We start from the raw sequence: 25,211 nt of genomic DNA, 5'->3' as shown, positions 1-25,211 counted from the left end.
CCGTAGCCGTAGCCGTATCCGGTTCAGCTCACGGCTTGCGGGCCACCGCGCCGAACTGGGCGACCTGCGTGCCCTCCTCGTCGCGCCAGCGCGCGCACGAGACGAGGCCGGGCTCGACGAGGTCCAGGCCGTCGAGGAAAGCCGCCACCTCGGCGCCCGTGCGGGCGGTGATCGGCGGCTTCGCGTTCTCGTTCCAGAACGCCATGGCCTCCTCGTTGCCCTCGCCGCCGAGTTCGAGGGTGGGGTGGGTGAGCACCACGTAGCTGCCGGAGGGGACGGCGGCGACGAGCTCGCGCACGATGGAAGCGGCCTCCTCCGTGTCGAGCACGAAGTTCAGGATGCCCAGGAGCATGATCGCGACCGGCCGGTCGAGGTCGAGCGTCTCGGAGGCCGCCTTGATGATCGCCCGCGGGTCACGGGCGTCCGCGTCCACGTAGTTCGTCCGGCCTTCGGCGGAGCTGGTGAGCAGCGCGCGGGCGTGGGTGAGGACGATCGGGTCGTTGTCGACGTAGACGACGCGCGCGTCCGGCGCGATCCGCTGGGCGACCTCGTGCGTGTTGTCGACGGTCGGCAGGCCCGTGCCGACGTCGAGGAACTGGCGGACGCCCGCTTCCCCGGCGAGGAAGGTGACGGCGCGGCCGAGGAACGCGCGGTCGGCGCGGGCCACCTCGCCGATGCTCGGGTACATGGACGTCACCATGTTGCCGACTTCCTCGTCGACCTCGTAGTGGTCCTTGCCGCCCAGCCAGTAGTTCCACACGCGCGCGTTGTGCGCGATATGGCTGGAGATCCGTCCCCCCGGCCTGGACCCGTCGGCGTCACTCATGCGATCTCCCTCGTACGTTGCCGGGCTCTGCTCAAGATCCCATCTTGGCACGGGAGTTCGAGGAGGTGCGCGACGGGCCCGCGTTCCTACGCGTCCCTGCGCCGTACGGCCCACCATCCGGCGAGCAGCGCGGCCGCCGACCACAGCGCGGTGACGGCGAGCCCGGCCCACGGGCCGAGGGAGCCCTCGGTGTGCTGGTAGAGGATCTGCTGGCCGGCGCGGTCGGGAAGGTAGTCGGCGGCCGAGCCCGCGATGTCCCCGACGACGAAGGACACGATCAGCAGGAACGGCACCAGGATGCTCAGCACGGCCACCGCACTGCGCAGTACGGCCGTGAGCCCCGCCGCGAGCAGGGCCATCAGCGCGAGATACACCCCGCCGCCGACGCAGGCCCGCAGCGCCCCCGGATCACCGAGGTCGAGCGCGTACGAGCCCATGAACGCCTGGCCCACGAGGAAGGTGGCGAAGCTCGTGACCATCGCGACGACGAGCGCGCTCGCGCCGACGACCACCATCTTCGCCGCGTAGAAGAGGTTCCGGTTCGGCACGGCGGCGAGCGAGACGCGCAGCGCGTTGTTGAGGTATTCGGAGGAGACGGCGGTGGCGCCGAAGGCGAGCACCGCGATCTGGCCGAAGTTGAGGGCGTAGAAGGCGCCGAAGAGCAGGTCCCCGCCGTTGTCGGCTTCGGCCTGGCCGACCGTGGCGAACGCGAGGACGGTGACGGCGAGGGTGGCGATGAGGACGGCGAGCAGCGAGCCGAAGCTGCCGCGCAGCGATCTGACCTTGATCCACTCGGAGTGCAGTACGGCGGTGGGTGACATGGCGGACATGCGTCAGGCCTCCTGGAGGGATGCGGCGGCGAACTCGGTCTCGTTCGCGGTGAGGGAGAGGTAGGCCTGCTCCAACGAGGCCTGTTCGTCGGCGAGTTCGAGGACGGGCACACCTTCGGCGGCGGCCAGCGCGCCCACGTCGGCGGCGGTGGTGCCCTCCACGTCGCAGCGGCCGTCGGCGTCGAGCGTCACCGTGTGTCCGGCGCGCACGAGTGCCGCTCTCAGGCGGGCGGGGTCCGTGGAGCGCACCCGTACGCGACGCACGCTGTGCGCGGCGATGAACTCCGGCATCGGGGTGTCGGCGAGAAGCCGCCCGCGGCCGAGGACGACGAGGTGGTCGGCGAAGGTCGCGGTCTCGTTCATGAGGTGGCTGGAGACCAGCACCGTGCGTCCCTCGCGCGCGAGGTCGCGCATCAACTCCCGGATCCAGATGATGCCTTCGGGGTCCAGGCCGTTGGACGGCTCGTCGAGCAGCACCGCTTCGGGGTCGCCGAGGAGCGCCGCCGCGATGCCGAGCCGCTGCCGCATGCCGAGCGAGAACGTCTTGACGCGCTTCTTCGCCACGGTGGCGATCCCGGCCCGCTCCAGCACCTCGTCGACCCGGCGCGTCGGGATCCGGTTGCTGACGGCGAGCGCCCGCAGGTGCTCCCGCGCGGTGCGGGAGCCGTGCGCCGCCTGCGGGTCGAGCAGGGCGCCCACGACGCGCAGCGGTTCGTCGTACGTGGCGTACGGGCGGCCCCCGATGAGCGCGGTCCCGGAGGTGGGGCGGTCGAGACCGAGGGCGAGGCGCATCGTGGTGGACTTGCCGGCGCCGTTCGGTCCGAGGAAGCCGGTGACGCGGCCGGGCTCGACCTGGAAGGTCAGCCCGTCCACGGCGCGCGTCTTCCCGTACACCTTGGTGAGGTCCTGGACGTCGATACTGGTCATGGCGTCAGCTTGGCCGCTGCCGGGGGCCTCGGGCCTCCCCCGCCCGTGGAGTTCGTCTCCCCCGCGCGGGGGAACCGGCGGGCGTGGGGCGGCTGGCACGATGGCGGCATGCCCCGCTTCCCGAGACCGCTCGCGCGCGCGGTCACGTACACCCGCTGGCTGCATCTGCTCTGCGCGGCCGTGCTCGCCTTCGTGTGCGCCGCCGTGTATCCGGGGCTCGTACGGCCCTCGTTCGGGGACTGGCTGACGATCTACGCGATCCCGGTGCCGCTGCTCGTGCTGGTGGGCCTGGTGCCCGTGATGCGCCGGGCGGAGGGGCTGCAGGCGCGGTTGATGCTGTTCCCCGGTGGGCACGCGCGCGTGGCGGAGAGCGAGGAGGCGAGCTCCGTCTCGATCGCCCCGTCGGCGTCCTGGCGGGACCGGGGCAGGACGGCGCTGTGGCTCGTACTGCGGCACGTCCTCGGGCTGAGCGTGGCGCTGTTCTCGGGCCAGGCGATGGCCCTGGCACTGGAGTTGGCGGGGGCGGCGGCCGGCGAGGACAGCGGCGGCGCCACCGTCGTCCCGATCGACGGCACCGGGTGGTGGTACGGGGCGCTGATCCCCGTCGTCCTCGTGGCGATGGTGTACGTGGTGGCGGGCGTGGGCCGGATCATGGCGCGGCTCGCACCGCTGCTGCTCGGACCTTCGGCGACGGAGCGGCTGGCCGCCCTGGAGGAGCGCACCGAACAACTCCTGGAGCGCAATCGCATCGCCCGCGAGCTGCACGACTCCATCGGCCACGCGCTGACGGTCGCCGTCGTGCAGGCGGGTGCGGCGCGGGCGGCGGGCGATGCGGCGTTCACCGACCGGGCGTTGGGCGCCATCGAGGAGACGGGGCGGGCGGCGCTCGACGACCTGGAGCGGGTCCTCGTGGTGCTGCGCGAACCGGAGCGCCCCGCGAGCACCCGGCCGACGCTGCAGGACGCGGACCGGCTCCTGGACTCGGCGCGGGCGGCGGGCTCGAAGGTGGACGTGGAGGTGACGGGTCCGCTGGACACGGTCCCTGGGCCCGTCTCCCGTGAGGGCTACCGCATCCTCCAGGAGGCGCTCACGAACGTGCTGCGGCACTGCGGAACCGTGCCGGTCTCCGTGACCCTCCAGGTCGCGGACGAGCGCCTCCTCCTGGAGGTGCGCAATCCGCTGCCGACCGGACGCGGGTCCGGGAACGGCGGTACGGGCAGCGGGCTGCGCGGAGTGCGGGAGCGCGCGGCACTGCTCGGCGGGCACGCCCGCACGGGCCCGCTCGGGGACGAGTGGCAGGTTCACGTCGAACTGCCCGTCACGTAATCGCTCGTGATCTACTCTGGCGGCGTGCCGCTCACCGTGCTTCTTGTCGACGACGAACCCCTGGTCCGCGCAGGGCTGCGTGCCGTGCTCGAAGCCCAACCCGACATCACGGTGGTGGGTGAGGCCGCGGACGGCGCCGCCGTCGTCCCGCTCGTCCGCGAGCTGCGACCCGACGTGGTCGCCATGGACGTCCGGATGCCGCTGCTCGACGGGATCGAGGCCACGCGCGCGGTGCTGCGCGGCGCGGAGCAGCCGCCGAAGATCCTCGTGATCACCACGTTCGAGAACGACGAGTACGTGTACGGGGCGCTGCGCGCGGGCGCCGACGGCTTCCTGCTGAAGCGGGCGCGACCCGAGGAGATCGTGCACGCGGTGCGCCTCGTCGCGGCGGGCGAGTCGCTCCTGTTCCCCGCGGCGGTCCGCAAGTTGGCCGCGGAGTACGGGAGTTCGGCGGCGCGCGCGGCACTGGAGCGTGCGGCGCTGACCGAACGCGAGGGGCAGGTGCTGCGGCTCATGGCGCGCGGCCTTTCGAACGCGGAGATCGCCGCGGACCTCGTCGTCGGCACCGAGACGGTCAAGTCGCACGTCAGCGCCGTGCTGACGAAGCTGGGCGCAAGGGACCGGACGCAGGCGGTGATCGCGGCGTACGAGTCGGGGTTCGTGGCGCCGGCTTGAGGTCCGACCTGCACCGTTTCGCGGGTGCGCGGCTGAGCACCGTACGTCACAGAGGTGCACCCGGCTCTCGCCGCTGTCGGAGGCTGCGGGTACCATCCGGCGGACACGCGCGACTGCGGGGAGGACGACGGTGGGGCGGCTGACCGGCGGGGACCCCTCTCTGCTCAGGCGGATCAATTCCGCGGTGGTGCTGCACGCGCTGCGCTCCACCGACTTCGCGACGCTCACCGAGGTCACCCGCGTCACCGGCCTGTCGCGGCCCACGGTGGAAGGTGTCGTCGAGGGGCTCATCGTGGCCGGGCTCGTCGTGGAGACCACGGTCGAGGAGCCGGGCGCGCGGCGGCAGGGCCGGCCCGCGCGCAAGTTCCGCTTCCGGGCCGAGGCCGGGCATCTGCTCGGTCTGGAGATCGGCGCGCATCGGGTGGCCGCGGTGCTCTCGGCGCTCGACGGCAGGGTGCTCGGTTCGGCGTCCAAAGAGGTCGACGAGGCCGCGTCGGCGGACGAGCGGCTCGAGAAGCTGCGCGGCACCGTCGCCGATCTGCTGCGCCGTGCGGGCGTGGCCCGTGACTCACTGCGGGCGGTCGGCGTCGGCAGCCCGGGGATCGTGCGGGCGGACGGGACGGTGCGGCTCGGCACCGCGCTGCCGGGGTGGACCGGGCTTCCGCTGGGCGAGCGGCTGCGGCGCTCCTTCAAGTGCCCGGTCCTCGTGGAGAACGACGCGAACGCTGCGGCCGTGGCTGAGCACTGGAAGGGCGCCGGGTCGGAGACGGACGACATGGTGTTCGTCCTCGCGGGGCTGAGCCCCGGGGCCGGCGCCCTGATCGGCGGCCGCCTGCACCGTGGCTACGGGGGCGCCGCCGGGGAGATCGGCGCGCTGCACCTGCTGGGCCGCGAGGTGCGGCCCGAGACGCTGCTGTCCACCACGGGTGAGCCGCTGCATCCGCTGGACGAGCTCGCCGTGGCGCATGTGTTCACGCTGGCGCGCGAGGGCGACGACCGGGCGTCGGCCGCGGTCGAGCGGTTCCTCCAGCGGCTCGTGCACGACGTCGCCGCGCTGGTGCTCGCGCTGGATCCGGAGCTGGTCGTGGTGGGCGGCTGGGCCGCGGGGCTCGACGGGGTGCTCGATCCGCTGCGGCGGGAGTTGGAGCGGTACTGTCTGCGGCCGCCGCGGGTTGCGCTGTCCACGCTGGGCGAGGCGGCGGTGGCCACGGGGGCGTTGCGGCTGGCGCTCGACCATGTGGAGGAGGAGCTCTTCGCTACGGAGAGCACGGTTACGGCCCGCCGGTGAACGGGGCGGTGGGGCGCCGCCGACCGCTTGTTTACGGTCACCCGTGGAGCGGTGCGCGGTTCCTCGCGCCCCTGGTGGCAATGGTCGACCGACCTGTAGACGTCACCCGTGACCCGGTGCGCGGTTCCTCGCGCCCCCAGGCGTCAGGATGCCCGTGTTTGGGGAGCGTGGTGGATTTCCACGCCTGCTGTGTCGCCGAAGGTGAGGCGGCAGGTGTCCGCGCGGTAGGTGGCCACCGAGACGGCGGCGGTCGTGCCGCGGCTGAAGTAGCGGGTCGTGACGACGAGGACCGGGGCGCCGGGCAGCCGGTCGAGTTCCTTCGCGTCGTCGGCGCGCGCCGAGCCCAGCTCGACCGCGCGGTCCTCCCCGTCCAGGCCGAGACGCTGCAGCTCCCGCACGACCGCACGCGCGCGTGCCGCGCCGGACACGGCGTCGACGGCCGCCAGGTCGGGGGCCGAGCCCACGGGGACGTACAGCAGCTCGGCCGCGACCGGCTGGCCGTGCGAGACCCGCGTGCGGCGCAGGACGTGCGCCTCGGTGCCCGGCGCGGTCTCCAGGGCCGCGGCGACGGCGCTCGGCGGCACCTCGACCGTGGCGTCGACGGCCTGCCACGCGTCCGCGCTGCCACCGGGCCAGTCCCGGTCGTTCGACGCGACGGCGACGCCCATGCGGGGCGGCGCGACCGTGGTGCCGACGCCGCGGCGGCGCTGCAGCCGGCCTTCCAGCTCCAGCTGCTCAAGGGCCTGGCGGAGAGTGGCGCGGGCGACACCGAAGCGGGCCGCGAGGTCCCGCTCGTTCGGCAGGATCTCGCCCACCGCGAACTCGGAGTCGAGAGCATCGGTGAGCACGGTCTTCAGGTGCCAGTACTTCGGCTCCGGAGCCGCTTCCAACTGCGTGGTCCCCACCCTGTCCTCCGCAACAGCCGTGCCCTGGCAGCTTTTTATCGCCCTTGTTTATTAAAGGTTCCTGCCTTATCCCTGCGAGAGTAGGACCGTTCTCGGAACTTGGTCAATACCAATCGTCGCCGGGTTCTCACGTGGCGGAACGCGGCGGTGCGTGGCGGAACGCGGAAGGCCCGCCCCCGTATGTGCGACAGGAGTCGACGGGAGCGGGCCTGGAGCGCGGTGTCCGGGGTCCGAGCTACTCGAGCGAGCCGAGCTTGTCCGGGTTGCGCACGATGTAGATCTCCTGGATCCGGCCCTCGCGCAGGCCGAGTTGGATGACGGCGTCCGGCTTTCCGTTCCCGGTGACGAGCACACCGAGGGCGCCGTTGAACTCCACGATGCGGAGCTCGAAGCCCTCGGCGCCCCCTTGCCGCACGGCGCCCTGCACGAACCGGCCCACCTTGTCGGCGGTCTCGATGACCCGCAGCGGCGCCTTCGCCTTGCCGCCGCTGTCGCCCACGAGCCGGGCGTCCGGGGCGAGCATGGCCATCAGCCCGTCGAGGTCGCCCTCGGACGCGGCGGTCAGGAAGCGCTCGGTGAGGTCGCGCTGCTGGACCGGGTCGACGTCGAAGCGGGGCCGACGCTCGTCCACGTGCTTACGCGCGCGTACGGCGAGTTGCCGCACGGCGGCCTCGCCGCGCTCCAGCGTGCCGGCGATCTCCGCGTAGGTCAGGCCGAAGGCCTCCCGCAGCACGAACACCGCGCGCTCCAGCGGCGAGAGGGACTCCAGGACGACGAGCACCGCGAGCGACACGGAGTCGGCGAGCACGGCCTGCTCCGCGGTGTCGGGCACCGTGGGCCCGAAGTCGGTGACGAGCGGCTCGGGCAGCCACGGCCCCACGTAGGACTCGCGGCGCGCCTGGGCCTGGCGCAGCCGGTCGATGGCGAGCCGGGTCGTGACACGTACCAAGTAGGCGCGCGGTTCGCGGACCTCGGCCCGGTCCGCGCGGGACCAGCGCAGCCAGGCGTCCTGCACCACGTCCTCCGCGTCGGCGACGCGGCCCAGCATGCGGTAGGCCACGCCCATCAGGACGGAGCGGTGCTCTTCGAAGTCATCGATCTCGGTATCGATCTCTGTATCGGCGGCCACCCACCCATCCCATAGGACGCGTCGGGCGCTGTCCAGCGGGCGCCTGCCGCTTCAGCCACGACGCCTCGGCCGTGTCTCTTCGGCTGAGCCTCTTCGGCCGAGCCCCTTGAACTGCGAGCTACTGAGCGGTAATTGTTGCTGACAAGGAGTCTAAGGAGACCGTCGCGGTGTGGCGGGGACAGGGAGCGAGCGACATGGCGACAGAGGCGTCCTTCAGCATCGAGAGCGCCGGCGGGCCCCGCACCGTACGCCTCACGTACGAGCGCAGGGGCACCGGTGAACCGCTGCTTCTGCTGCACGGGATAGGTCACCACTGGGAGGCCTGGCAGCCCGTACTGGCGATCCTCGCGGCGGAGCGGGACGTGATCGCGGTGGATCTGCCGGGGTTCGGGCAGTCGCCCGCGCTGCCGGACGGGCTCGGGTACGACCTGGACGGCGTGGTCCCCGTCCTCGACGCGTTCTGCCGCCATCTCGGGGTCGAGCGGCCGCATGTGGCGGGGAACTCGCTGGGCGGGCTGCTCGCCCTCGACCTCGGCCGGGAGAAGCTCGTGCGGTCCGTCACGGCGCTCTCCCCCGCCGGATTCTGGACCGGGGCCGAGCGGCGCTACGCCTTCGGGACGCTGCTCGCGATGCGGGCGGGCGCGCGAGCCATGCCCGTGCCGGTGATCGAGCGGCTCTCCCGCTCCGCCGCGGGGCGCGCCGCGCTCACGAGCACCATCTACGCGCGCCCCGGCCGCCGTTCACCCGAGGCGGTCGTCGCGGAGACGATCGCCCTGCGGGAGGCCACCGGGTTCCGCGAGACGCTGGAGGCGGGTCGTTCGGTGCTGTTCCGGGACGACATCCAGGAGCTGCCGGTCACGATCGGATGGGGGTCCAAGGACCGTCTCCTCGTGCGCCGCCAGGGCGTCCGCGCCAAGCACGTCATCCCGCAGGCCCGCCTGGTCAAGCTTCCCGGCTGCGGGCACGTCCCGATGAACGACGACCCGGCGCTCGTCGCGCGGGTCATCCTCGACGGCAGCCGCTGAGCGCCGCGCGAACACACCGGAGCCCAGGGCGACCCCGGCGGCGACGAGCGCGCTGCCCGCGCCCTGTGCGAGGCCGTACGCCCCGGAGCCGACCAGGGGCGCGGTGCAGGCCGCGGCGACGGGGATGAGCCCGGAGAACAGCGTGGCCCGTTCGGCGCCGATCCGCTGCATGCCCATGTACCAGCACACGAAGCCGACGACCGTGACGACGACGGCCTGCCACACCAGGGCCGCGGACTCGGCGCCGTCGGGCATCCGCAGCCAGGAGCCGCCGTCCACGACGAGCCCGACGACGGCCGCCTCCAGTGCGGCGATTCCGCACACCACGCAGGACAGCAGCCGGGGTCCGAGCGGGCGCAGCACCGGCACGGCGAGCACCGCGAAGCCGACCTCGCCCAACAGGGCGCATACGGAGAAGGCGATCCCGGCGACGTCCGTACGCCCCCACCCCTGAACCGTGAAGGCCCCCGCCGCCACGAGCGACGCCCCGTACAGCACGGCCCGTTGCGGACGTGCCCCGCGCATCAGGGGCACCAGTACGGCGACCACCACGGGCGCGCATCCTACGAAGACGCCCGGTACCGCGGGTTCGGCCGAGCGTTCCGCGGCGAGGACCGCGAGGTTGAAGCCCACCATGCCGACGGCGGCGAGCAGCGCGAGCCGGGCCCACTGGCGCGGCGCGAGCCTCCGCAGCGGGCGCAGGCCGCCGCGGCCGACCAGCGGCAGAAGCAACAGGAACGCGACGGCGTAACGGAGGAACTGGCCGCCGGCGTACGGGTAGTGGCCCAGGACGCTGTTGGCGGTGAAGGAGCCGCCCACGAGGACGCAGGCGAACGTGGCGAGCAGGGAGCCTCGAAGAGAAATGGCGTTCATGGAGGCGACGTTAGGAAGGGTGGGTGGTCCGCCACGAGGTCCATTCGTACAGCCGTATCGGGGACCAATCACGGACACCCGGGTCCGCCGTAGGGTCCCGGTATGACACAGCCGCCTGCCCCTGGGGACCGCGAACCCGCCTCCCCCTCCTGGGAGTTGCTGCTTCCCGCGTCGTCCGCTCCCGCACGCGCGCGTGGTCGCGCTCTTCAGTCCGCGCTTCGGGACGCGGTGCGTTCGGGGCGGCTCGCGTCCGGCACCCGGCTGCCGTCGAGCCGGGATCTGGCGCGGGACCTCGGGGTGTCGCGGGGCCTGGTCACGGAGGCGTACGAGCAGCTGACCGCCGAGGGGTACCTGCGCGCCGGGCGGGGGTCAGGGACCTGGGTGGGGGAGGCGGCGCGGGCGGCCGCGCCGGGCGCGAGCGACCTGGCGCCGCGCCCGCCGACCGGCGTACGGGCCGACTTCGTGGCAGGCTCCCCCGACCTGTCGCTGTTCCCGCGTGCGGCGTGGTCGGCGGCGCAGCGGGCGGTCCTGGCCGACCTTCCGCACCACACCCTCGGCTACCCGGACCCGCGCGGCCTCCCCCGCCTGCGTACGGCCCTCGCCGAACTGCTCACCCGGCGGCGCGGAGTGGTGGCGGACCCGGAGCGGATCATCGTGTGTTCCGGGGTGACGCAGGCGGTGACGCTGCTCGGCATCGTGCTCCGCGCACGCGGACAGCACGACATCGGCGTGGAGAGCCCGGGCAGCCCGCAGTACGAGGACCTGTTCGCGACCGTGGGGTCACGGGCGGTGCGCCTGCCGATGGACGGCGAGGGGCTCGTCATGGAGGCGCTTCGGGAGTCCGGGGTCCGCACGGCGGTCACCACCCCGTCGCACCACTTCCCTTCGGGCATCGCGTACTCGGCGCGCCGCAGGACTCAACTCCTTTCCTGGGCGCGACGGGTGGGCGGCCTGATCGTGGAGGACGACTACGACGGGGACTTCCGCTACGACCGCGCGCCTGTGGGCGCGCTGCAGGGGCTCGACCCCGAGCACGTCGCGTACACCGGATCGGTGAGCAAGTCGCTGGCGCCGGGACTGCGGCTCGGTTGGCTGATCGTGCCGGACGCGCTGACCGACGACGTCGTCGCGCGCAAGCGCTACATGGACCTCGGCAACCCGGCGCTCGACCAGGCGGTGCTCGCCCGTTTCGTCGAGCGCGGCGATTACGACCGCCAGCTGCGCCGCTGCCAACGCGCGTACAGGGAACGCCGCGACGCCCTGGTGACGGCGCTGCACGAGCACCTGCCCGGCACCGAGGTCTCCGGCATCGCGGCGGGCCTGCACGCCATCGCCACGCTCCCGGCCCGCCACGGCCCGCACCAGGAACTCATCGACCGCTGCGCGTCCGCCGGAGTGTCCGTCCGCCCACTCGGCCACTACGGAGGCGCCGCGGGCGACGGCGTGTCCCTGGTGATCGGCTACGCGCATCTGTCCCCGGCCCGTATCACCGAAGGGGTACGCCTCTTGGCGCACGCCGCCCTGCGCGCCAGGTTCCCTTGATGGTGGGGGCAGTTGTTCACTTGGGGTTCGCGTGTGGGCCGTGGCGCCCCAGTAGGAGTGGCAGCACGGCGCCGCGCGCAGGCCATGGCACCGTGCTGTCGTCGAGACCGTCACCGGAGGCGTCCATGTCAGATCGTCCACAAACTCCTCAGCCCGGCCGCCGCGGCGTGCTGCGCGGCGCGCTCGCCACGTCCGCGGCGCTGGCCCTTCCGGCGATCGGCGGGGCCGCCGCGCCCGCGTTCGCGCTGTCCGGGCGCCCGAAGGCCGGCTGGGGCGTCCAGGCCGGTGACGTGGGCGCGCACTCGGGCCTCGTGTGGGTGCGCTCCGACCGGCCCGCGCGGATGGTCGTGGAGACGTCGGCCACCGACTCGTTCAAGAACGTCACCAGATGGCGGGGGCCGCTGATCGGCCCCGACACGGACTTCACCGGGACGACCCGGCTGCGCGGTCTGCCGCCCGGCGAGCAGATCCACTACCGCGTGCGGCTCGCCGACCCGGACGACCCGCGGCGCACCGGCGAGCCCGTCGAGGGGACCTTCCGTACGGCGTCCGTGTCACGCCGGGACGGGGTGAAGTTCCTGTGGTCCGGGGACATCGCCGGACAGGGCTGGGGCATCAACCCGGACCGCGGCGGCTACCGCGTGTACGAGGACATGCGCGCCCTCGACCCGGACTTCTTCCTGTGCAGCGGCGACAACATCTACGCCGACGGCCCGATCCTGCCCAGCGTGACGCTGCCGGACGGGCGCGTGTGGCGCAATGTGACCACCGAGGAGAAGTCCAAGGTCGCGGAGACGCTCGGCGAGTTCCGCGGCGCGTTCCGCTACAACCTGCTCGACGAGAACCTGCGCCGCTTCAACGCCCAGATCCCCACGGTCACGCAGTGGGACGACCACGAGGTGCACAACAACTGGTATCCGGGACAGATCCTCAGCGACGACCGCTACACCGAGAAGAACGTCGATGTGCTGTCGGCCCGCTCGCTGCGCGCCTTCAGTGAGTACTTCCCCGTCTCGACGCTGCCACCGGGCGACGCGGACGGCCGCGTGTACCGGGTGCTGCGGCAGGGGCCCCTGCTCGACGTGTTCGTGCTCGACATGCGGACGTACCGGAACGCCAACTCGCCGGGGCGGCAGACCGAGGACCCGACCGGGATCCTCGGCGCCGAGCAGCTCGCGTGGCTGAAGCGGGAGCTGTCGCGCTCGCGCGCCGTGTGGAAGGTGATCGCCTCCGACATGCCGCTGGGCCTCGTCGTCCCGGACGGCACGAACTTCGAGGCGGTGGCGCAGGGCGACCCCGGCGCGCCACTCGGGCGCGAACTCCAGCTCGCCGAGCTGCTGCGGCACATCAAGCACGAGCGGATCACCGGCACCCTGTGGCTGACGACCGATGTGCACTACACGTCGGCGCAGCACTACGAGCCGTCGAACGCCGCGTTCAAGGACTTCGAGCCGTTCTGGGAGTTCGTGTCGGGGCCGCTCGCGGCAGGCGGGTTCAAGGCGCTGAAGCTGGACGGGACGTTCGGCCCGCGGCAGGCCTTCGTCAAGGCGCCGGACCGGAACAACACCTCGCCCGCCGAGACCCCGCCGTACTTCGGCGAGGTCGAGATCGACGGCGGCAGCGGGGAACTCACCGTACGGCTGCGGCAGGAGGGCGGCGACGTGCTGTTCTCGCAGACGTTGCAGCCGGGGCGGGTGGGGCAGTGACCCCGGCAATCACCTCGGCAGTGACCTCGGCCACCCAGCACCCAAAAACAGACATAAGCACGCTTAACCCGTCGGTCACAAAGCGTTTGTGATCACGCAACACCGGTCCTGCACAGTGGACGCATGAGTAACGAGACGCAAGTTGTCGCTGTTGTCCTCTGCTGCGCCGCGGCCCTGCTCGCCGCGGCCACCGCCGGGTTCCGCATGCTCAGGACAGAACGCAGGGAGCACGCGCCACCCACGGCGGATACCGGCGCCCGGCCGCCCGCCTCCACGGACTCGGAGGCCGCGGCCGGGCCGCTCGACCCGGCGAGCAGCACGCTGTGGCGGATGCGCACGACCGTGCGGGACGAGCCGGGTTCGCTGGCCGCGCTGTGCACGGTCCTCGCCCACCAGCGGGTCGACATCCTGAGCCTGCAGACGCACCCGCTGGCCGAGGGCACGGTGGACGAGTTCCTGCTGCGCGCGCCCGAGGAGCTGACCTCGGGCGCGCTGGCCGGGCTCGTCGCGGGCGCGGGCGGCGCCGACACCTGGATCGAGCGGGCGGACACCCACGACCTGGTGGACGCCCCGACCCGCATCCTCGGCCTCGCCACCCGCACGGCGCTCGACGCCGCCGAACTCCCGCTCGCACTGCGCCAGTTGCTGGGGCGCTGCACGATCAGGTCGCTCCCGGCGAAGGCGGCCGCCGCGTCCGGCGATACGCCGGTCGAGGGCGGCTTCGACGACACCGTGCTGCGGCTTCGCACCCCGGAGGGCGGGGTCATCGCGGTGGAACGGCCGTATCTGCCGTTCACACCCACCGAGTTCGCACGCGCCCGCGCCCTCGTGGAGCTGGACACCCGGCTCGGCCCGCGGGTGCCGAACGGCGAGGACGTCCTGACGCTGCCCGAGGGCAACGACATCACCGTGCGGCGCGCCGACAGCGGCGACCTCGCCCCGTCGAGGGCGATGCACGAGCGGTGCTCGCAGGCCACGTTGGCCCGCCGTTACCACGGGCCCGTCGCCGACGCGGACCGCTATCTGACCCACCTGCTCAGCCCGCGCCACGGCCGCACCCTCGCCGCACAGACCGCCTCTGGGCGGATAGTGGCCCTCGGCCATCTGCTGTGGGACGGCGACGAGACCGAGGTCGCGCTGCTCGTGGAGGACGACTGGCAGCGCCGCGGCATCGGCGCCGAACTCCTCGGCCGCCTGGTCGCGATGGCGATCGAGGCGGGCTGCTCCAGCGTGTACGCGGTGACGCAGTCGGCCAACACGGGCATGGTCGCGGCGATGCGCGGCCTCGGCCTGCCCCTCGACTACCAGATCGAGGAGGGCACCCTGGTGATCACCGCCCGGCTCGATGCGGTACCGGCGGCGTCCCTGCTTCCGTACGCGAATGAGCTTCCGTACGCGTACGAGGACGGGTACGAGCGGGCCGAGCAGCACTGAGTTCGGGCTCGCCCGCGCCCAGCGCCCGATCGAGGTCCGCCCACAGGTCCTCGACGTCCTCCAGGCCGACCGAGAGCCGCAGCAGCCGGTCGCCGACGCCCGCCGCTCTGCGGTCGTCGGCGGCGACCACGCGGTGGCTGATCGAGGCCGGGTGCTGGATCAGCGAGTCGACGCTGCCGAGGCTGACGGCCGGGGTGATCAGTTCGACTCCGGCGGTCACCGCGTGCGGGTCGCCCGCGACCTCGAAGGCGACCATGGCGCCGCCGATCCGCGGGTAGTGGACGCGGGTGACGCGCGGGTCCGCGGCGAGCCGCCGGACGAGCTCCGCGGCCGTCGCGGACGCGGCACGCACGCGTACGGGGAGGGTGGACAGGCCCCGCAGCAGCAGATAGCCGGCGAGCGGGTGCAGCACTCCGCCGGTCGCGAACCGCACCTTGCGCAGCTCACGCGCGAACGCCTCGTCGCAGGCCACCACACCACCGAGCACGTCGCCGTGTCCGCCGATGTACTTCGTGGCGCTGTGCAGGACCAGCCGGGCGCCGCTCTCGGCGGGCCGTTGCAGCACGGGTGTCGCGAACGTGTTGTCGACGAGCAGCGGCACCGAGCCGCAGGCGTGCGCGACGGCCGCCAGATCGACCTCCGCGAGCGTCGGGTTGGCGGGCGATTCCACCATGACGAGGCCGGTGTCGGGCCGTATCGCGTCGGCGATCCCCGCCGGGTCGACCCACGTCACCTCGGAGCCGAGCGCGCCCGCGGTCAGCAGGTGGTCGCTGCACCCGTACAGCGGGCGGACCGCGACGACATGGCGCAGGCCCGCCCCGAGACGTACGAGGAGCACGGCCGTCAGCGCCGCCATACCGCTCGCGAACGCGACCGCGCTGTCCGTGCCTTCGAGGCGCGCGAGGGCGGTCTCGAAGCGGGCGACGGTCGGGTTGCCGAGGCGGCCGTAGACGGGCGGCCCGTCGTCGAGGGCCCCGTCGGCGGCGAACGCGTCGATGCGGGCGGCCTCGCCGCGGGTGTCGGCGGACGGGTAGGTGGTGGACAGGTCGAGGGGCGGGGCGTGCAGGCCGAGCGCGGCGAGGTCGTCGCGGCCCGCGTGCACGGCTTCGGTGGCGAAGGCCCGGGTGCGGGCACCGCTCATGTCCCAGTGCGTATCCATGGTCGGCATCCTGAACAATGGGCGGGGATCATGGTTCAACTCCCGTGCTACGTTCGGCGGATGACCGATTCCGTCGTACTTGATCCGGTCGACCTGGACATACTGCGACTGTTGCAGAACGACGCCCGCGCCACGTACCGGGATCTGGCGGCGCAGGTCGGCGTCGCGCCCTCCACGTGTCTTGACCGGGTGAACCGGCTGCGGCGCTCCGGCGTGATCCTCGGGCACGTGCTGCGGCTCGACCCGGCCAAGCTGGGCCGCGGCCTGGAGGCGCTGCTTTCGGTGCAGGTACGTCCGCACCGCAGGGAGCTCGTCGGGCCTTTCGTGGAGCGGGTCCGCGCCCTGCCCGAGGCCCGCACGGTGTTCCATCTGACCGGGCCCGACGACTACTTGGTGCACGTCGCCGTGCGCGACATGGCGGATCTGCAGCGCCTCGTGCTCGACTCGTTCACGGCGCGCTCCGAAGTGGCGCGCGTCGAGACCCGGTTGATCTTCCAGCAGTGGGAGTGCGGTCCGCTGCTTCCGCCCGCGGCGAATCTTGGTGACGCGGCCCCCTGACCCGTACGAGGATGTGTCGCATGCCACACACCGCGAACTCTCATCCCTCCACTGCCCCGCTGCCCCGGCAGATCGCCGATGCCTACGTCGACGCGATGGTCGCCCTCGACCCCGTGGAGGGCACCTTCCTGGGCGTGCGGGAGGCCCACAGCAAGCTGCCCGATCTGTCCCCCGCCGGCCTCACCGCCGTCGCGGACCTCGCGCGGGAGACGCTCGCGAGGCTCGACGAGGCGGAGCGCGCACCCGGCGCCGACAGCGACGTCGAGCGGCGCTGCGCCCGGCTGCTGCGCGAGCGTCTGACCGCCGCGCTCGCGGTGCACGAGGCGGACGAGCACCTGCGCGAGGTCTCGAACCTCGGCTCGCCGATCCACAACGCGCGCGAGGTGTTCACGGTCACCCCGACCGACACCGACGAGGACTGGGCGGCGATCGCCGAGCGGCTGCGCGCGGTGCCCGCGGCGTTCGCCGGCTACCGGGAGACACTCGCGCTCGGCCTGGACCGCAAGCTGCACGCGGCGCCGCGGCCGACGGAGACGTTCATCGGCCAACTCGACGAATGGCAGGGCTGGTTCGAGGATTTCGCGGCCGCGGGCCCTGAGGCGCTGCGTGCGGAGCTGACGTCCGCGGCGCGCACGGCGGACGCCGCGACCGTCGAACTGCGCGACTGGATGCGGGACGTGTACGCGCCCGCCGTCGAGGGCGCGCCGAACGTGGTGGGCCGCGAGCGCTACGCGCGCTGGTCGCGCTACTACAACGGCGCGGACCTCGACCTGGACGAGGCGTACGCGTACGGCTGGAGCGAGTTCCACCGGCTGCTCGCCGAGATGCGTACGGAGGCCGAGAAGATCCTGCCGGGCGCCGCGACCCCGTGGGTGGCGCTCGCGCACCTCGACGAGCACGGGCGGCACATCGAGGGCGTCGAGGAGGTGCGGCAGTGGTTGCAGAAGCTGATGGACGACGCCATCGGCGCGCTCAACGGCACGCACTTCGACCTCGCGGAGCGGGTACGGGAAGTGGAGTCCTGCATCGCACCGCCCGGCAACGCCGCAGCCCCCTACTACACTCCGCCGTCGGAGGACTTCTCGCGCCCGGGGCGTACGTGGCTGCCCGCGATGGGGCAGACCCGGTTCCCCGCCTACGACTTGGTGACCACCTGGTACCACGAGGGCGTCCCCGGCCACCACCTCCAGCTCGCCCAGTGGGCGCACGTAGCCGGTGATCTGTCCCGGTACCAGGCGACGCTCGGCATCGTCTCCGCGAACGCGGAGGGCTGGGCGCTGTACGCGGAGCGGCTGATGGACGAGCTGGGCTTCCTCACGGACGCGGAGACCCGGATCGGCTATCTGGACGCGCAGATGATGCGGGCCTGCCGGGTCATCGTCGACATCGGCATGCACCTGGAACTCGACATCCCCGCGGACTCGCCGTTCCACCCCGGCGAGCGCTGGACACCGGAGCTCGCGCAGGAGTTCTTCGGCGCGCACAGCAGCCGGCCCGCGGACTTCGTGGAGAGCGAGCTGACCCGGTACCTGTCGATTCCGGGCCAGGCGATCGGCTACAAGCTGGGCGAGCGGGCGTGGCTGCTGGGCCGCGCGGGCGCGCAGGCCGCGCACGGGGACGCCTTCGACGCGAAGGCGTGGCACATGGCGGCGCTTTCGCAGGGATCGCTCGGCCTCGACGACCTGGTGGACGAGCTGTCGAAGCTCTGAGGGATTCCCTCAGCTGCCCTCAGCTTCTGCGGAAACCGCCCTCCGAGTCGATGACCTGCCCGGTGATCCACGCGGCCTCGTCCGTGGCCAGCCATGAGATGAGCCGCGCCGGGTCGTCGGGCATCCCCCACCGCTTGGCGGGAAACAGTTCGGCGATGGATTCGTAGACCTCGCCGTCCAGGTAGTCCGTGTCCACGGGGCCCGGGTTGACGGTGTTCACGGTCACGAACTGCGGGGCGAGGGCGGTCGCGAGCGAGCGGGTGATCGACGCGAGTGCCCCCTTCTGCAGGGCGTACGCGATCTCGCCGGGCATCCCGTCGGCGATGTCCTGCCCGGAGGTCATCATGACGACACGGCCTCCGGGCACGCCTTCGTAGGCGGTCCTGTGCCGGGCGAAGGCCTGGACGAGCAGGAGGACGGAGCGGGCGTCGACGGCCCAATGGGCGTCCAGCATGGCGGCGTCGATGGTGTCGAGCGTGCCGTCGGTGCCGCTGAGGGCGTGGTTGGCGACGACGATGTCGAGGCGCCCACCGAACGCTTCGGCGGCGTCCTGGACCAGGCGCGCGGGGGCGCCGGGTTCGGTCAGATCCGCCGGCCCGTGCGCGACGACGGCGTCCGCCGCGCCGCACACCTCTCGCACGGCGTCGGCCACGTCGGCGGGCCGGTCGCCGCCCCAGGGCATCGCCTCGTCGTGCGCCACGTGGTGGTGCAGATACACGCTCGCCCCGTACGCGGCGAGCCGCCGGGCCACGGCGAACCCGATCCCACCGCGCCGGCTGGCACCGGTGACCAGCGCGGTACGCCCACGCAGCGGGAGGGGGTCGCGACGGAGTTCGGCGGGGGTGGGGTGAGGGAGTCTCGGCATGCTGCGCATCATGCCGGGGCCGGCGCGGCGACGCACGCGGATTCCGGCGGGGCGGGGCGGGGGCCGACCGTTTACGTTGCGCCGCACCGTGGTGCCGATCATTCAAGCCCCTGCGGCGATTGAGCAGCGGGGTCCGGGGCGGAGCCCCGTGGCCTGAGGACGGTCGGCCGAAACAGGAACGGGTCAGCAGCCGCAGGCCTCCGTGTCGAGCGGGACGGTCAGCGGATCGGCAGCCCGACGCGCAGGCCCCTCCCACGTCTCGTACGCGAAGCCCTCCCGCACCCAGTACTCGAACCCGCCGAGCATCTCCTTGACCTGGAAGCCGAGTTGAGCCAGGGCGTGGGCTGCCCGGGTCGCGCCGTTGCAGCCCGGCCCCCAGCAGTACGTGACCACCGGCACGGACGTGTCGAGCAGCCGCTCCGCCTGCTCGGCGATCAGCGCGGTCGGCAGGTGCAGCGCGCCGGGGACGTGCCCCTGGTCCCACGACTCCGTGGACCGGGAGTCGATCAGGACGAACCCGGGTTCGCCGCCGGTGGCGAGCGCCGCGGCGACGTCCGACACGTCGGCGTGGAAGGCGAGGCTCGCACCGAAGTAGGCGGCAGCGGCGGACGGCGAGGCGTACGTGGTGGTGGTCATGACCAAAAATCTACGGTCGCCGACCCACCACCTGAAGGCACGATCCCCGGCAAATACCTTGCCCCGCCGGGAATTCCCCTGCTATCTCTCAAGAATGACCGCCGATTCCACACCCGCCTCCCCGTACGTCCCCGACGCCACCGACTGGCGCATCCTCCAGGTCCTCCAGCGCGAAGGCCGCGCCGGCTACGCGGAGCTGGCGCGGGCCGTGTCCATGTCGGCCAGCGCCGTGACCGAGCGGGTGCGCAGGCTGGAGGAGGCGGGAGTGATCGCCGGCTACACGGCGGTGGTCGTACCGGAACGGCTCGGCCTGCCGATCCTGGCCTTCGTCCGCCTCCGCTACCCGAACGGGAACTACAAGCCGTTCCACGACCTCGTCGAGGTGACACCGGAGATCCTGGAGGCGCACCACGTCACCGGCGACGACTGCTTTGTCATCAAGGTCGCGGCGCGCTCCATGAAACACCTGGAGGAGGTCTCCGGCAGGATCGGCACGCTGGGCTCGGTGACGACGAGTGTCGTGTACTCGTCGCCGCTGCCGAGACGCGCGATCGGGCACTGACTCCCTTGCGGGTCAGGCCTGCTGGACCCCGAGCTGGCGCACCACCGACCCCTCTCGCCCCTTCACGACCTCCAACTGCGCGTGCACGCGGCGGCGCAGATCGCCGACGTGGCTCACGATGCCGACGCTGCGGTCCCGCTCGCGCAGGGAGTCGAGGACGTCGAGCACCTCGTCGAGCGTCTGGTCGTCGAGGCTGCCGAACCCCTCGTCGATGAAGAGCGTGTCGAGGCGGACACCGCCCGCCTCGTCCGTGACGACGTCCGCGAGGCCGAGCGCCAGGGCCAGCGAGGCGAAGAAGGTCTCGCCGCCGGAGAGCGTCGCCGTGTCGCGCTCGCGGCCCGTCCACGCGTCGACGACGTGCAGGCCGAGGCCCGAACGGCCGCGCCCGGCAAGGGAGTCGGAGTGCACGAGGGTGTAGCGGCCCGACGACATGCGGCGCAGGCGGGCGGTCGCGGCGGCCGCCACCTGCTCCAGACGGGCGGCCAGTACGTACGACTCCAGGCGCATCTTGCGCTCATTGTCGGCGGCGGTGCCGGCCGCGAGGGACGCGAGGCGGGCCACCCGGTCGTACGTCTCGCGCAGCGGGCCGAGACGCCGGGCCTCGGTGGCGACGCGGCGCGAGAGCCGGTCGAGTTCGGCGCAACGCCGCTGGGCCGCGTCGCGCGCCGATCCGGCCGTCCGCACGCGCGCGTCGGCGGCCTGCGCGGCGGTCCGGGCCGCGTCGACGTCGGCCACAGGTCTCCGGGCGGCCTCTGCGGTGTCCTCCTCGGCGAGTACCGCGCGTACGGCCGCCTCCTCCGACTGCCGGGCGTCCAGGCGGTGCTGGAGCTCGCGGTGCCGGTCGTCGTCGAGCAGCGCGGCGGCCGCGGCCTCCGGCGTGTCGAACCCGGCCCGGAACGCCGCGTCGGCGAGTCGCGCGTCGGATTCCTTGAGGCGCCGCGCCGTGTCCTCGACGGCGCGGGCCGCCTCGGCCGCCCCGGTGAGCAGCACACCTTGCCGCTCCAACTGCTCCGCGCGCGCCTCGACGCTCTCGGCCGCGCCGCGCGCCTCCACCAACTCCCGCTCAAGGCCCGCCTGTTCACGATCCAAAGCGTCACGCAGCGAGGTGCGGGCGGCGGTGCGCTGCGCGGCCTCCTGACGGACTGCGAGGCGGCGGTCGCGCTCACCGTCGGCGTGGTCGAGGGCCTCGCGGGCCCGGTGCGCGGTGGCCGCGAGGGCGTGCGTCTCGGCGTGTCGCTCCGCCAAATCGCGGGCGGCCTCGGCGAGTTGCGCTGCGGGCGCCTCCCCTGCCGCGGCCTTCGCCGCCGCCAACTCCTCCCGTACGTCACCCAGGGCGCGCTCGGCCCGGGTGCGGCGCTCGTCGGCGGTGCGGTAGGCGGCGAGCGCGGACTCCTCGGCGGCCCGGTCGACGTGCCCCTCGGACTTCCGCATGGGCGCGGGGTGTTCGCTCGCGCCGCACACGGTGCAGGGTTCGCCGTCGACGAGCGCCTCGGCGAGTTCGGCGGCGACGTCGCGCAGTCGCTGCTCCTTCAGGCCGAGCCAGTGCTCGTGCGCGGTCGCCGCCTGCTCGCGGGCGCGCAGCGCCTCGGCTTCGGCGGCTTCGGCGCGCCCGGTGAGCCGGTCGCGTTCGACGGCGGCGCGGGCCTGCTTGCGGGCCGGTTCGAGTTGCCCCGCGAGGTGTTCGGCGCGGGTGGCGGCCTCCTGCGCCTCGTCGACCCGGGCCTGGAGGCCGGCCCGCCGGGCGTCCCAGCCGTCGAGCCAGCCTTCCGTGTCGGCGAGCAGGTCGACGTCGGCGCGCTCCTCGCGGTCGAGGTCGGCGCGCTCCCGCGTGAGCCCGGCGAGCCGCCGCTCGGCGCGCCGCGCCGCGTCGAGCCCACCGAGTTCCTGAGCGACACGCCGGGCGGCTTCGGCGAGCGCTTCCGGCGAGGCGGGAATGTCGTGGGTGAGGTGGTCGGGGCCGGGGCTGCCCACGGCCTCGTCCGCTGCGCACGGTGCCTCGGTCCCGGAGCCACGGCCCACGGCCCGCGCACCGTGGGCCGTCCCGGATCCGGGGTCGGGTGTCGTGCGACCGGCGGGCCGCGGCGGCCACGTGGCCCGCAGCTCCTCTCGTGCCCGGCGGTCCTGGTCCAGTGCCTCCCGGTGGTCCGTCTCCGCCTCCGCCCGCAGGGCCAACGCCGGCTCCACCGTCGCCGCCTTGCGGGCCCGGTCCATCCGGTCCTGGAGGGCCCGGTGTTCCCCGGCCCGCTCCTCCAGGGCCGCCGCCCGCTCGCGGGCCTGCGCGGAGCGGAGTTGCAGGCGGTGGGTCTCCGTCACGTCGGACAGGTCGTGCTGCGCCGAGATCCGCGCCGACTCGGCCGCGTCCAGGGCGAGATGGGCGTGCGTGAAGTGTTCGCGCGCGGTCGAGCGGGCCGTGGCCGCCCAGGCCAGGACGGAGTCCGCGATACCGGGGTCGCCCGGCGTCGCGTAGACCGGCTCCAGCTCCACGACGTCCCCCGCCGCCTGCTGCATACGGTGGGCGTCGGCCAGCAACTCCGAGTCACCGGCGGCCACTTGCTTCTGAGCGCCCTTGCGGTCCTCCGCCAGCCGCTGCTCCACGGCAGCGAACCGGTGCGTGTCGAAGAGCCGGCCGAGCAGCTTGCCACGGGCCTCGGCGTCGGCCCGCAGGAATCGCGCGAAGTCGCCCTGCGGGAGGAGGACCACCTGGCAGAACTGGTCCTTGCTCATGCCGAGCAGCTGCGTGATTTCCTCGCCGATCTCCTGGTGGGAGCGGCTGAGGTCCTTCCACTTCGCCGCCACGGCGTCGTACTCGCGCAGCCAGCTCTGCGCCTTCTCCGTCGTGAATCCGGTGCCGCGCTTCTTGGGACGGAGGTGGGGCGGCTGCCGGGTGATCTCCAGGCGGCGGCCCGCGACGGTCAGGTCGAGGGTGACCTCCGTGCGCACGCCCGCCTCTGCGTGGTCGCTGCGCAGGTTCTGGCCCTGGCCGCTGCCGCCCTGCCGGGCGCCGGGCACGGAGCCGTACAGCGCGTAGCAGACCGCGTCGAGGACGGAGGTCTTGCCCGCGCCGGTCGGACCGTGCAGGAGGAAGAGTCCCGCCGCCGACAGATCGTCGAAGTCGACCTTCTGCGTGGCGCCGAAGGGGCCGAACGCCGTGATCGTGAGTGTGTGCAGCCTCACCTGGCCACCTCGCGCACCACGTCGTCCGCGCGTACGGCGTCGAACGCTGCCCGTAGCACCACCCGCTCGCTCTCGTCGGGCCCTGCGCCCCGGACGTGGGTCACGAAGTCCTCCGCGATCTCGTGGTCGTCACGCCCCTTGAGGCGCTCGGCGTAGCTGGCGTCCAGCTCCTCGTCGTCCGTGCGGCGCGGGTCGAAGAGCAGGCTGAGGGTGTGCGGGAAACGCTCGCAGAGGCGGGCCATCGGGTCGTCCGGCCGGATCGCGTCCGTGAGCGTCGCCTCCACCCACGATTCCTCGTGGCGGTCGAGGTCCGGGGCATCGAGGAGGTCGTCGAGGTCACCGCGCAGGCGGACCAGCGGGCGCGGCACCGGGCAGTCGAGGCGCTCGGCGGTGACCGCGCCCTCGGCGTCGAGGTCGATCAGCCACATGCTCTTGCGGTGGTCGGCCTCCGAGAACGAGTACGGCAGCGGGGAGCCGGAGTAGCGGACCCGGTCGCTGATGACCTGGCTGCCGTGCAGGTGTCCGAGCGCCACGTAGTCCGCGCCGTCGAAGACGCCGGACGGGACGGCCGAGACGCCGCCCACCGTGATGTCCCGCTCGCTGTCGCTGGGCGCACCCCCGGTCACGAAGGCGTGCGCGAGAACGACGGATCTGGTGCCCGCCGGGCGCGCGGCGAGGTCGGCCCGCACGCGCTCCATGGCGGCGGCGAGCACCTGTTCGTGCCCGGCCCTCGCCACCCCGAACTCGTCCTTCACCAGGGCCGGTTCGAGGTAGGGAAGTCCGTAGAACGCGACGTCGCCGTGCGCGTCCGGCAGCACGATCGGCTCCCCGCAACGGGACGGTTCCGTACGCAGATGGATGCCGGCCCGGCCGATGAGGCCCGCGCCGACGCCGAGGCGGCGGGCCGAGTCGTGGTTCCCGGAGATCATCACGGTGGGCACGCCGAGCTCGGCGAGGCGGTGCAGCGCGTCGTCGTACAGCTCCACGGCGGCCAGGGGCGGCACCGCCCGGTCGTACACGTCACCCGACACGACCACGGCGTCGACGCTGCGCTCGCGGGCGGTGTCGACGAGGTGGGCGATGAATGTGGACTGGGCGTCGAGCATGTTCACGCGGTGGAACGAGCGGCCCAGGTGCCAGTCGGATGTGTGCAGGAGCCTCATGTTGCACGAGGCTAACGGGTGGGTCTGACATGGCGGGGGGTTACGCCCGGGTGACCTGTTGCGGTGGTCGTTCCACACGACTCGGGGCGCTGCCCCGGACCCCGCTGCTCAATCGCCGCAGGGGCTTGATGTGGTCACCCGCCGCAGGGGCTTGATTTGGTCACCCGTACGCTTCTCCGCCCAGGTCGAAGGCCGCCGTGCCTGCCGTCGTGTCCGCGAGCCAGCCGCGGAAGCGGGCGATGTCCGATTCCGGGAGGGCGATCTCGATGGTGACCTCCGCGCCGTAGCGCACGTCCCGTACCTCGCGGCCCGTGGACCGCAGGTCGTTCTCCGTCTTGCCCGCGCGCGCGTGGTCGACCGTCACGGTGGCGAGGCGGAAGCGGCGGCGCGTCACCGTGCCGAGCGTGTCGAGGGCCTCGCCCACCGCGCCTCCGTAGGCGCGGATGAGACCGCCGGCGCCGAGCTTCACGCCGCCGAAGTAGCGGGTGACCACGGCGACGACGTAGCGCATGTCGCGCCGGGTGAGCATCTGCAGCATCGGCACTCCCGCCGTGCCGCCCGGCTCGCCGTCGTCGCTCGCCTTCTGTACGGAGGCGTCGGCCCCGATGACGTAGGCGTAGCAGTTGTGGTTGGCCGTCGGGTGTTCCTTTCGGACGCGCGCGACGAAGGCCTGGGCCTCCTCCTCGGTCGCGGCGGGCGCGAGCGCGCACAGGAACCGGGAGCGGCTGATCTCTGTCTCGTGCACGCCCTCGCGGGCCACCGTGCGGTACTCGTCCTGCATCGGTCCAGCGTATGCGCAGGTGGTACAGGACTCGCCCCCGCCCGATGCACAGGTGACGATGTGATGGATACTCGCTCGTCGTCCCAGACAGTCGCCCGAGTCGTCCGACAGGAAGCAC

21 protein-coding genes and 1 pseudogene are annotated in these 25,211 nt (G+C 73.1%); 10 read left to right on the top strand and 12 right to left on the bottom strand.

The window, feature by feature from the left end:
* Positions 1-28: 28 nt before the first annotated feature.
* The 3 genes from ACIRHA_RS00420 to ACIRHA_RS00410 form a co-directional block, all read right to left on the bottom strand.
* Complete coding sequence (locus ACIRHA_RS00420; RefSeq protein ID WP_403838236.1) at positions 29-826, bottom strand: SAM-dependent methyltransferase; 798 nt, start codon at positions 824-826, stop codon at positions 29-31.
* Positions 827-912: 86 nt separating this feature from the next.
* Entirely contained in the window at positions 913-1,647 is a 735-nt protein-coding gene (locus ACIRHA_RS00415; protein WP_403842029.1) for an ABC transporter permease, read from the bottom strand.
* 12 nt (positions 1,648-1,659) lie between these two features.
* Complete coding sequence (locus ACIRHA_RS00410) at positions 1,660-2,583, bottom strand: ABC transporter ATP-binding protein (RefSeq protein WP_403838234.1); 924 nt, start codon at positions 2,581-2,583, stop codon at positions 1,660-1,662.
* Between the two features lie 108 nt (positions 2,584-2,691).
* On the opposite strand from ACIRHA_RS00410, the gene ACIRHA_RS00405 reads away from it, so the two are divergent.
* The 3 genes from ACIRHA_RS00405 to ACIRHA_RS00395 all read left to right on the top strand — a co-directional run bounded on the left by ACIRHA_RS00405 (position 2,692) and on the right by ACIRHA_RS00395 (position 5,872).
* The gene (locus ACIRHA_RS00405) at positions 2,692-3,909 is read left to right on the top strand and encodes a sensor histidine kinase (RefSeq protein WP_403838232.1); all 1,218 of its coding nucleotides are present in this window, start codon (positions 2,692-2,694) and stop codon (positions 3,907-3,909) included.
* A 24-nt stretch (positions 3,910-3,933) separates the two neighbouring features.
* Entirely contained in the window at positions 3,934-4,584 is a 651-nt protein-coding gene (locus ACIRHA_RS00400) for a response regulator (protein WP_403838230.1), read from the top strand.
* A gap of 130 nt (positions 4,585-4,714) precedes the next feature.
* Complete coding sequence (locus ACIRHA_RS00395) at positions 4,715-5,872, top strand: ROK family protein (protein WP_403838228.1); 1,158 nt, start codon at positions 4,715-4,717, stop codon at positions 5,870-5,872.
* Between the two features lie 143 nt (positions 5,873-6,015).
* Here the strand turns inward: ACIRHA_RS00395 and ACIRHA_RS00390 are convergent, their stop codons facing one another.
* Together ACIRHA_RS00390 and sigJ are read right to left on the bottom strand one after the other, a co-directional pair.
* Positions 6,016-6,777 (bottom strand): GntR family transcriptional regulator, encoded by a 762-nt coding sequence (locus ACIRHA_RS00390; RefSeq protein WP_403838226.1) that lies wholly within the window; start codon positions 6,775-6,777, stop codon positions 6,016-6,018.
* Positions 6,778-7,012: 235 nt separating this feature from the next.
* The gene (gene sigJ / locus ACIRHA_RS00385) at positions 7,013-7,906 is read right to left on the bottom strand and encodes an RNA polymerase sigma factor SigJ (protein WP_403838224.1); all 894 of its coding nucleotides are present in this window, start codon (positions 7,904-7,906) and stop codon (positions 7,013-7,015) included.
* Between the two features lie 194 nt (positions 7,907-8,100).
* Between sigJ and ACIRHA_RS00380 the strand changes: the two genes are divergently transcribed.
* Complete coding sequence (locus tag ACIRHA_RS00380; RefSeq protein WP_403838223.1) at positions 8,101-8,931, top strand: alpha/beta fold hydrolase; 831 nt, start codon at positions 8,101-8,103, stop codon at positions 8,929-8,931.
* An 84-nt stretch (positions 8,932-9,015) separates the two neighbouring features.
* On the opposite strand, the pseudogene ACIRHA_RS00375 reads toward ACIRHA_RS00380, so the two are convergent.
* Positions 9,016-9,804, bottom strand: a pseudogene (locus ACIRHA_RS00375) (DMT family transporter); the annotation flags it as partial.
* A 102-nt stretch (positions 9,805-9,906) separates the two neighbouring features.
* Here ACIRHA_RS00375 and ACIRHA_RS00370 point away from each other — a divergent pair.
* The 3 genes from ACIRHA_RS00370 (at position 9,907) to ACIRHA_RS00360 (ending at position 14,486) form a co-directional block, all read left to right on the top strand.
* Positions 9,907-11,346 (top strand): PLP-dependent aminotransferase family protein, encoded by a 1,440-nt coding sequence (locus ACIRHA_RS00370; RefSeq protein ID WP_403838221.1) that lies wholly within the window; start codon positions 9,907-9,909, stop codon positions 11,344-11,346.
* Positions 11,347-11,471: 125 nt separating this feature from the next.
* Positions 11,472-13,052 (top strand): alkaline phosphatase D family protein, encoded by a 1,581-nt coding sequence (locus ACIRHA_RS00365; RefSeq protein ID WP_403838219.1) that lies wholly within the window; start codon positions 11,472-11,474, stop codon positions 13,050-13,052.
* A 123-nt stretch (positions 13,053-13,175) separates the two neighbouring features.
* On the top strand, positions 13,176-14,486 hold the full coding sequence (locus ACIRHA_RS00360; protein ID WP_403838218.1) for a GNAT family N-acetyltransferase: 1,311 nt from the start codon (positions 13,176-13,178) through the stop codon (positions 14,484-14,486).
* Here ACIRHA_RS00360 and ACIRHA_RS00355 read toward each other — a convergent pair.
* Positions 14,383-15,645 (bottom strand): trans-sulfuration enzyme family protein, encoded by a 1,263-nt coding sequence (locus ACIRHA_RS00355; RefSeq protein ID WP_403838216.1) that lies wholly within the window; start codon positions 15,643-15,645, stop codon positions 14,383-14,385. The two genes, ACIRHA_RS00360 and ACIRHA_RS00355, sit on opposite strands and share 104 nt — an antisense overlap.
* Before the next feature lie 60 nt (positions 15,646-15,705).
* On the opposite strand from ACIRHA_RS00355, the gene ACIRHA_RS00350 reads away from it, so the two are divergent.
* Positions 15,706-16,203, top strand: a complete 498-nt coding sequence (locus ACIRHA_RS00350) for an Lrp/AsnC family transcriptional regulator (protein ID WP_403838214.1) — start codon at positions 15,706-15,708, stop codon at positions 16,201-16,203.
* A 20-nt stretch (positions 16,204-16,223) separates the two neighbouring features.
* Complete coding sequence (locus ACIRHA_RS00345) at positions 16,224-17,912, top strand: DUF885 domain-containing protein (RefSeq protein WP_403838212.1); 1,689 nt, start codon at positions 16,224-16,226, stop codon at positions 17,910-17,912.
* 19 nt (positions 17,913-17,931) lie between these two features.
* Here ACIRHA_RS00345 and ACIRHA_RS00340 read toward each other — a convergent pair whose 3' ends face one another.
* Both ACIRHA_RS00340 and ACIRHA_RS00335 read right to left on the bottom strand, forming a co-directional pair.
* Positions 17,932-18,777 carry an SDR family oxidoreductase gene (locus ACIRHA_RS00340; RefSeq protein WP_403838210.1) on the bottom strand — a complete coding sequence of 282 codons (846 nt, stop codon included), beginning with the start codon at positions 18,775-18,777 and terminating at the stop codon, positions 17,932-17,934.
* Positions 18,778-18,960: 183 nt separating this feature from the next.
* Entirely contained in the window at positions 18,961-19,413 is a 453-nt protein-coding gene (locus tag ACIRHA_RS00335; protein ID WP_403838208.1) for a rhodanese-like domain-containing protein, read from the bottom strand.
* A gap of 94 nt (positions 19,414-19,507) precedes the next feature.
* Here ACIRHA_RS00335 and ACIRHA_RS00330 point away from each other — a divergent pair, with 94 nt between their 5' ends.
* On the top strand, positions 19,508-19,975 hold the full coding sequence (locus ACIRHA_RS00330) for an Lrp/AsnC family transcriptional regulator (protein ID WP_403838206.1): 468 nt from the start codon (positions 19,508-19,510) through the stop codon (positions 19,973-19,975).
* A gap of 12 nt (positions 19,976-19,987) precedes the next feature.
* Here the strand turns inward: ACIRHA_RS00330 and ACIRHA_RS00325 are convergent, their stop codons facing one another.
* From ACIRHA_RS00325 to ACIRHA_RS00315, 3 genes are all read right to left on the bottom strand, one after another.
* On the bottom strand, positions 19,988-23,149 hold the full coding sequence (locus ACIRHA_RS00325; RefSeq protein ID WP_403838204.1) for an AAA family ATPase: 3,162 nt from the start codon (positions 23,147-23,149) through the stop codon (positions 19,988-19,990).
* A complete protein-coding gene (locus ACIRHA_RS00320) occupies positions 23,146-24,312 on the bottom strand; it encodes an exonuclease SbcCD subunit D (RefSeq protein WP_403838203.1) in 1,167 nt (388 codons plus the stop codon). Before ACIRHA_RS00320 ends, ACIRHA_RS00325 begins: the two co-directional genes overlap by 4 nt.
* A 160-nt stretch (positions 24,313-24,472) precedes the next feature.
* Positions 24,473-25,093 (bottom strand): YigZ family protein, encoded by a 621-nt coding sequence (locus ACIRHA_RS00315; RefSeq protein ID WP_403838201.1) that lies wholly within the window; start codon positions 25,091-25,093, stop codon positions 24,473-24,475.
* Positions 25,094-25,211: the final 118 nt, after the last annotated feature.

It is taken from the genome of Streptomyces sp. NPDC102360 (assembly GCF_044766085.1).
Taxonomy (GTDB): Bacteria; Actinomycetota; Actinomycetes; order Streptomycetales; family Streptomycetaceae; genus Streptomyces.
Note: the sequence above shows the minus strand (reverse complement) of the source record. Positions and strands in the feature narration are given on the sequence as shown.

What these genes read in the sequence shown, in the direction of transcription:
- ACIRHA_RS00420 (WP_403838236.1), bottom strand. Translation starts at nt 826, where the DNA reads ATGAGTGACGCCGACGGGTCCAGGCCGGGGGGACGGATCTCCAGCCAT.
- ACIRHA_RS00415 (WP_403842029.1), bottom strand. Translation starts at nt 1,647, where the DNA reads ATGTCACCCACCGCCGTACTGCACTCCGAGTGGATCAAGGTCAGATCG.
- ACIRHA_RS00410 (WP_403838234.1), bottom strand. Translation starts at nt 2,583, where the DNA reads ATGACCAGTATCGACGTCCAGGACCTCACCAAGGTGTACGGGAAGACG.
- ACIRHA_RS00405 (WP_403838232.1), top strand. Translation starts at nt 2,692, where the DNA reads ATGCCCCGCTTCCCGAGACCGCTCGCGCGCGCGGTCACGTACACCCGC.
- ACIRHA_RS00380 (WP_403838223.1), top strand. Translation starts at nt 8,101, where the DNA reads ATGGCGACAGAGGCGTCCTTCAGCATCGAGAGCGCCGGCGGGCCCCGC.
- ACIRHA_RS00370 (WP_403838221.1), top strand. Translation starts at nt 9,907, where the DNA reads ATGACACAGCCGCCTGCCCCTGGGGACCGCGAACCCGCCTCCCCCTCC.
- ACIRHA_RS00365 (WP_403838219.1), top strand. Translation starts at nt 11,472, where the DNA reads ATGTCAGATCGTCCACAAACTCCTCAGCCCGGCCGCCGCGGCGTGCTG.
- ACIRHA_RS00360 (WP_403838218.1), top strand. Translation starts at nt 13,176, where the DNA reads ATGAGTAACGAGACGCAAGTTGTCGCTGTTGTCCTCTGCTGCGCCGCG.
- ACIRHA_RS00355 (WP_403838216.1), bottom strand. Translation starts at nt 15,645, where the DNA reads ATGGATACGCACTGGGACATGAGCGGTGCCCGCACCCGGGCCTTCGCC.
- ACIRHA_RS00350 (WP_403838214.1), top strand. Translation starts at nt 15,706, where the DNA reads ATGACCGATTCCGTCGTACTTGATCCGGTCGACCTGGACATACTGCGA.
- ACIRHA_RS00345 (WP_403838212.1), top strand. Translation starts at nt 16,224, where the DNA reads ATGCCACACACCGCGAACTCTCATCCCTCCACTGCCCCGCTGCCCCGG.
- ACIRHA_RS00340 (WP_403838210.1), bottom strand. Translation starts at nt 18,777, where the DNA reads ATGCCGAGACTCCCTCACCCCACCCCCGCCGAACTCCGTCGCGACCCC.
- ACIRHA_RS00335 (WP_403838208.1), bottom strand. Translation starts at nt 19,413, where the DNA reads ATGACCACCACCACGTACGCCTCGCCGTCCGCCGCTGCCGCCTACTTC.
- ACIRHA_RS00330 (WP_403838206.1), top strand. Translation starts at nt 19,508, where the DNA reads ATGACCGCCGATTCCACACCCGCCTCCCCGTACGTCCCCGACGCCACC.
- ACIRHA_RS00320 (WP_403838203.1), bottom strand. Translation starts at nt 24,312, where the DNA reads ATGAGGCTCCTGCACACATCCGACTGGCACCTGGGCCGCTCGTTCCAC.
- ACIRHA_RS00315 (WP_403838201.1), bottom strand. Translation starts at nt 25,093, where the DNA reads ATGCAGGACGAGTACCGCACGGTGGCCCGCGAGGGCGTGCACGAGACA.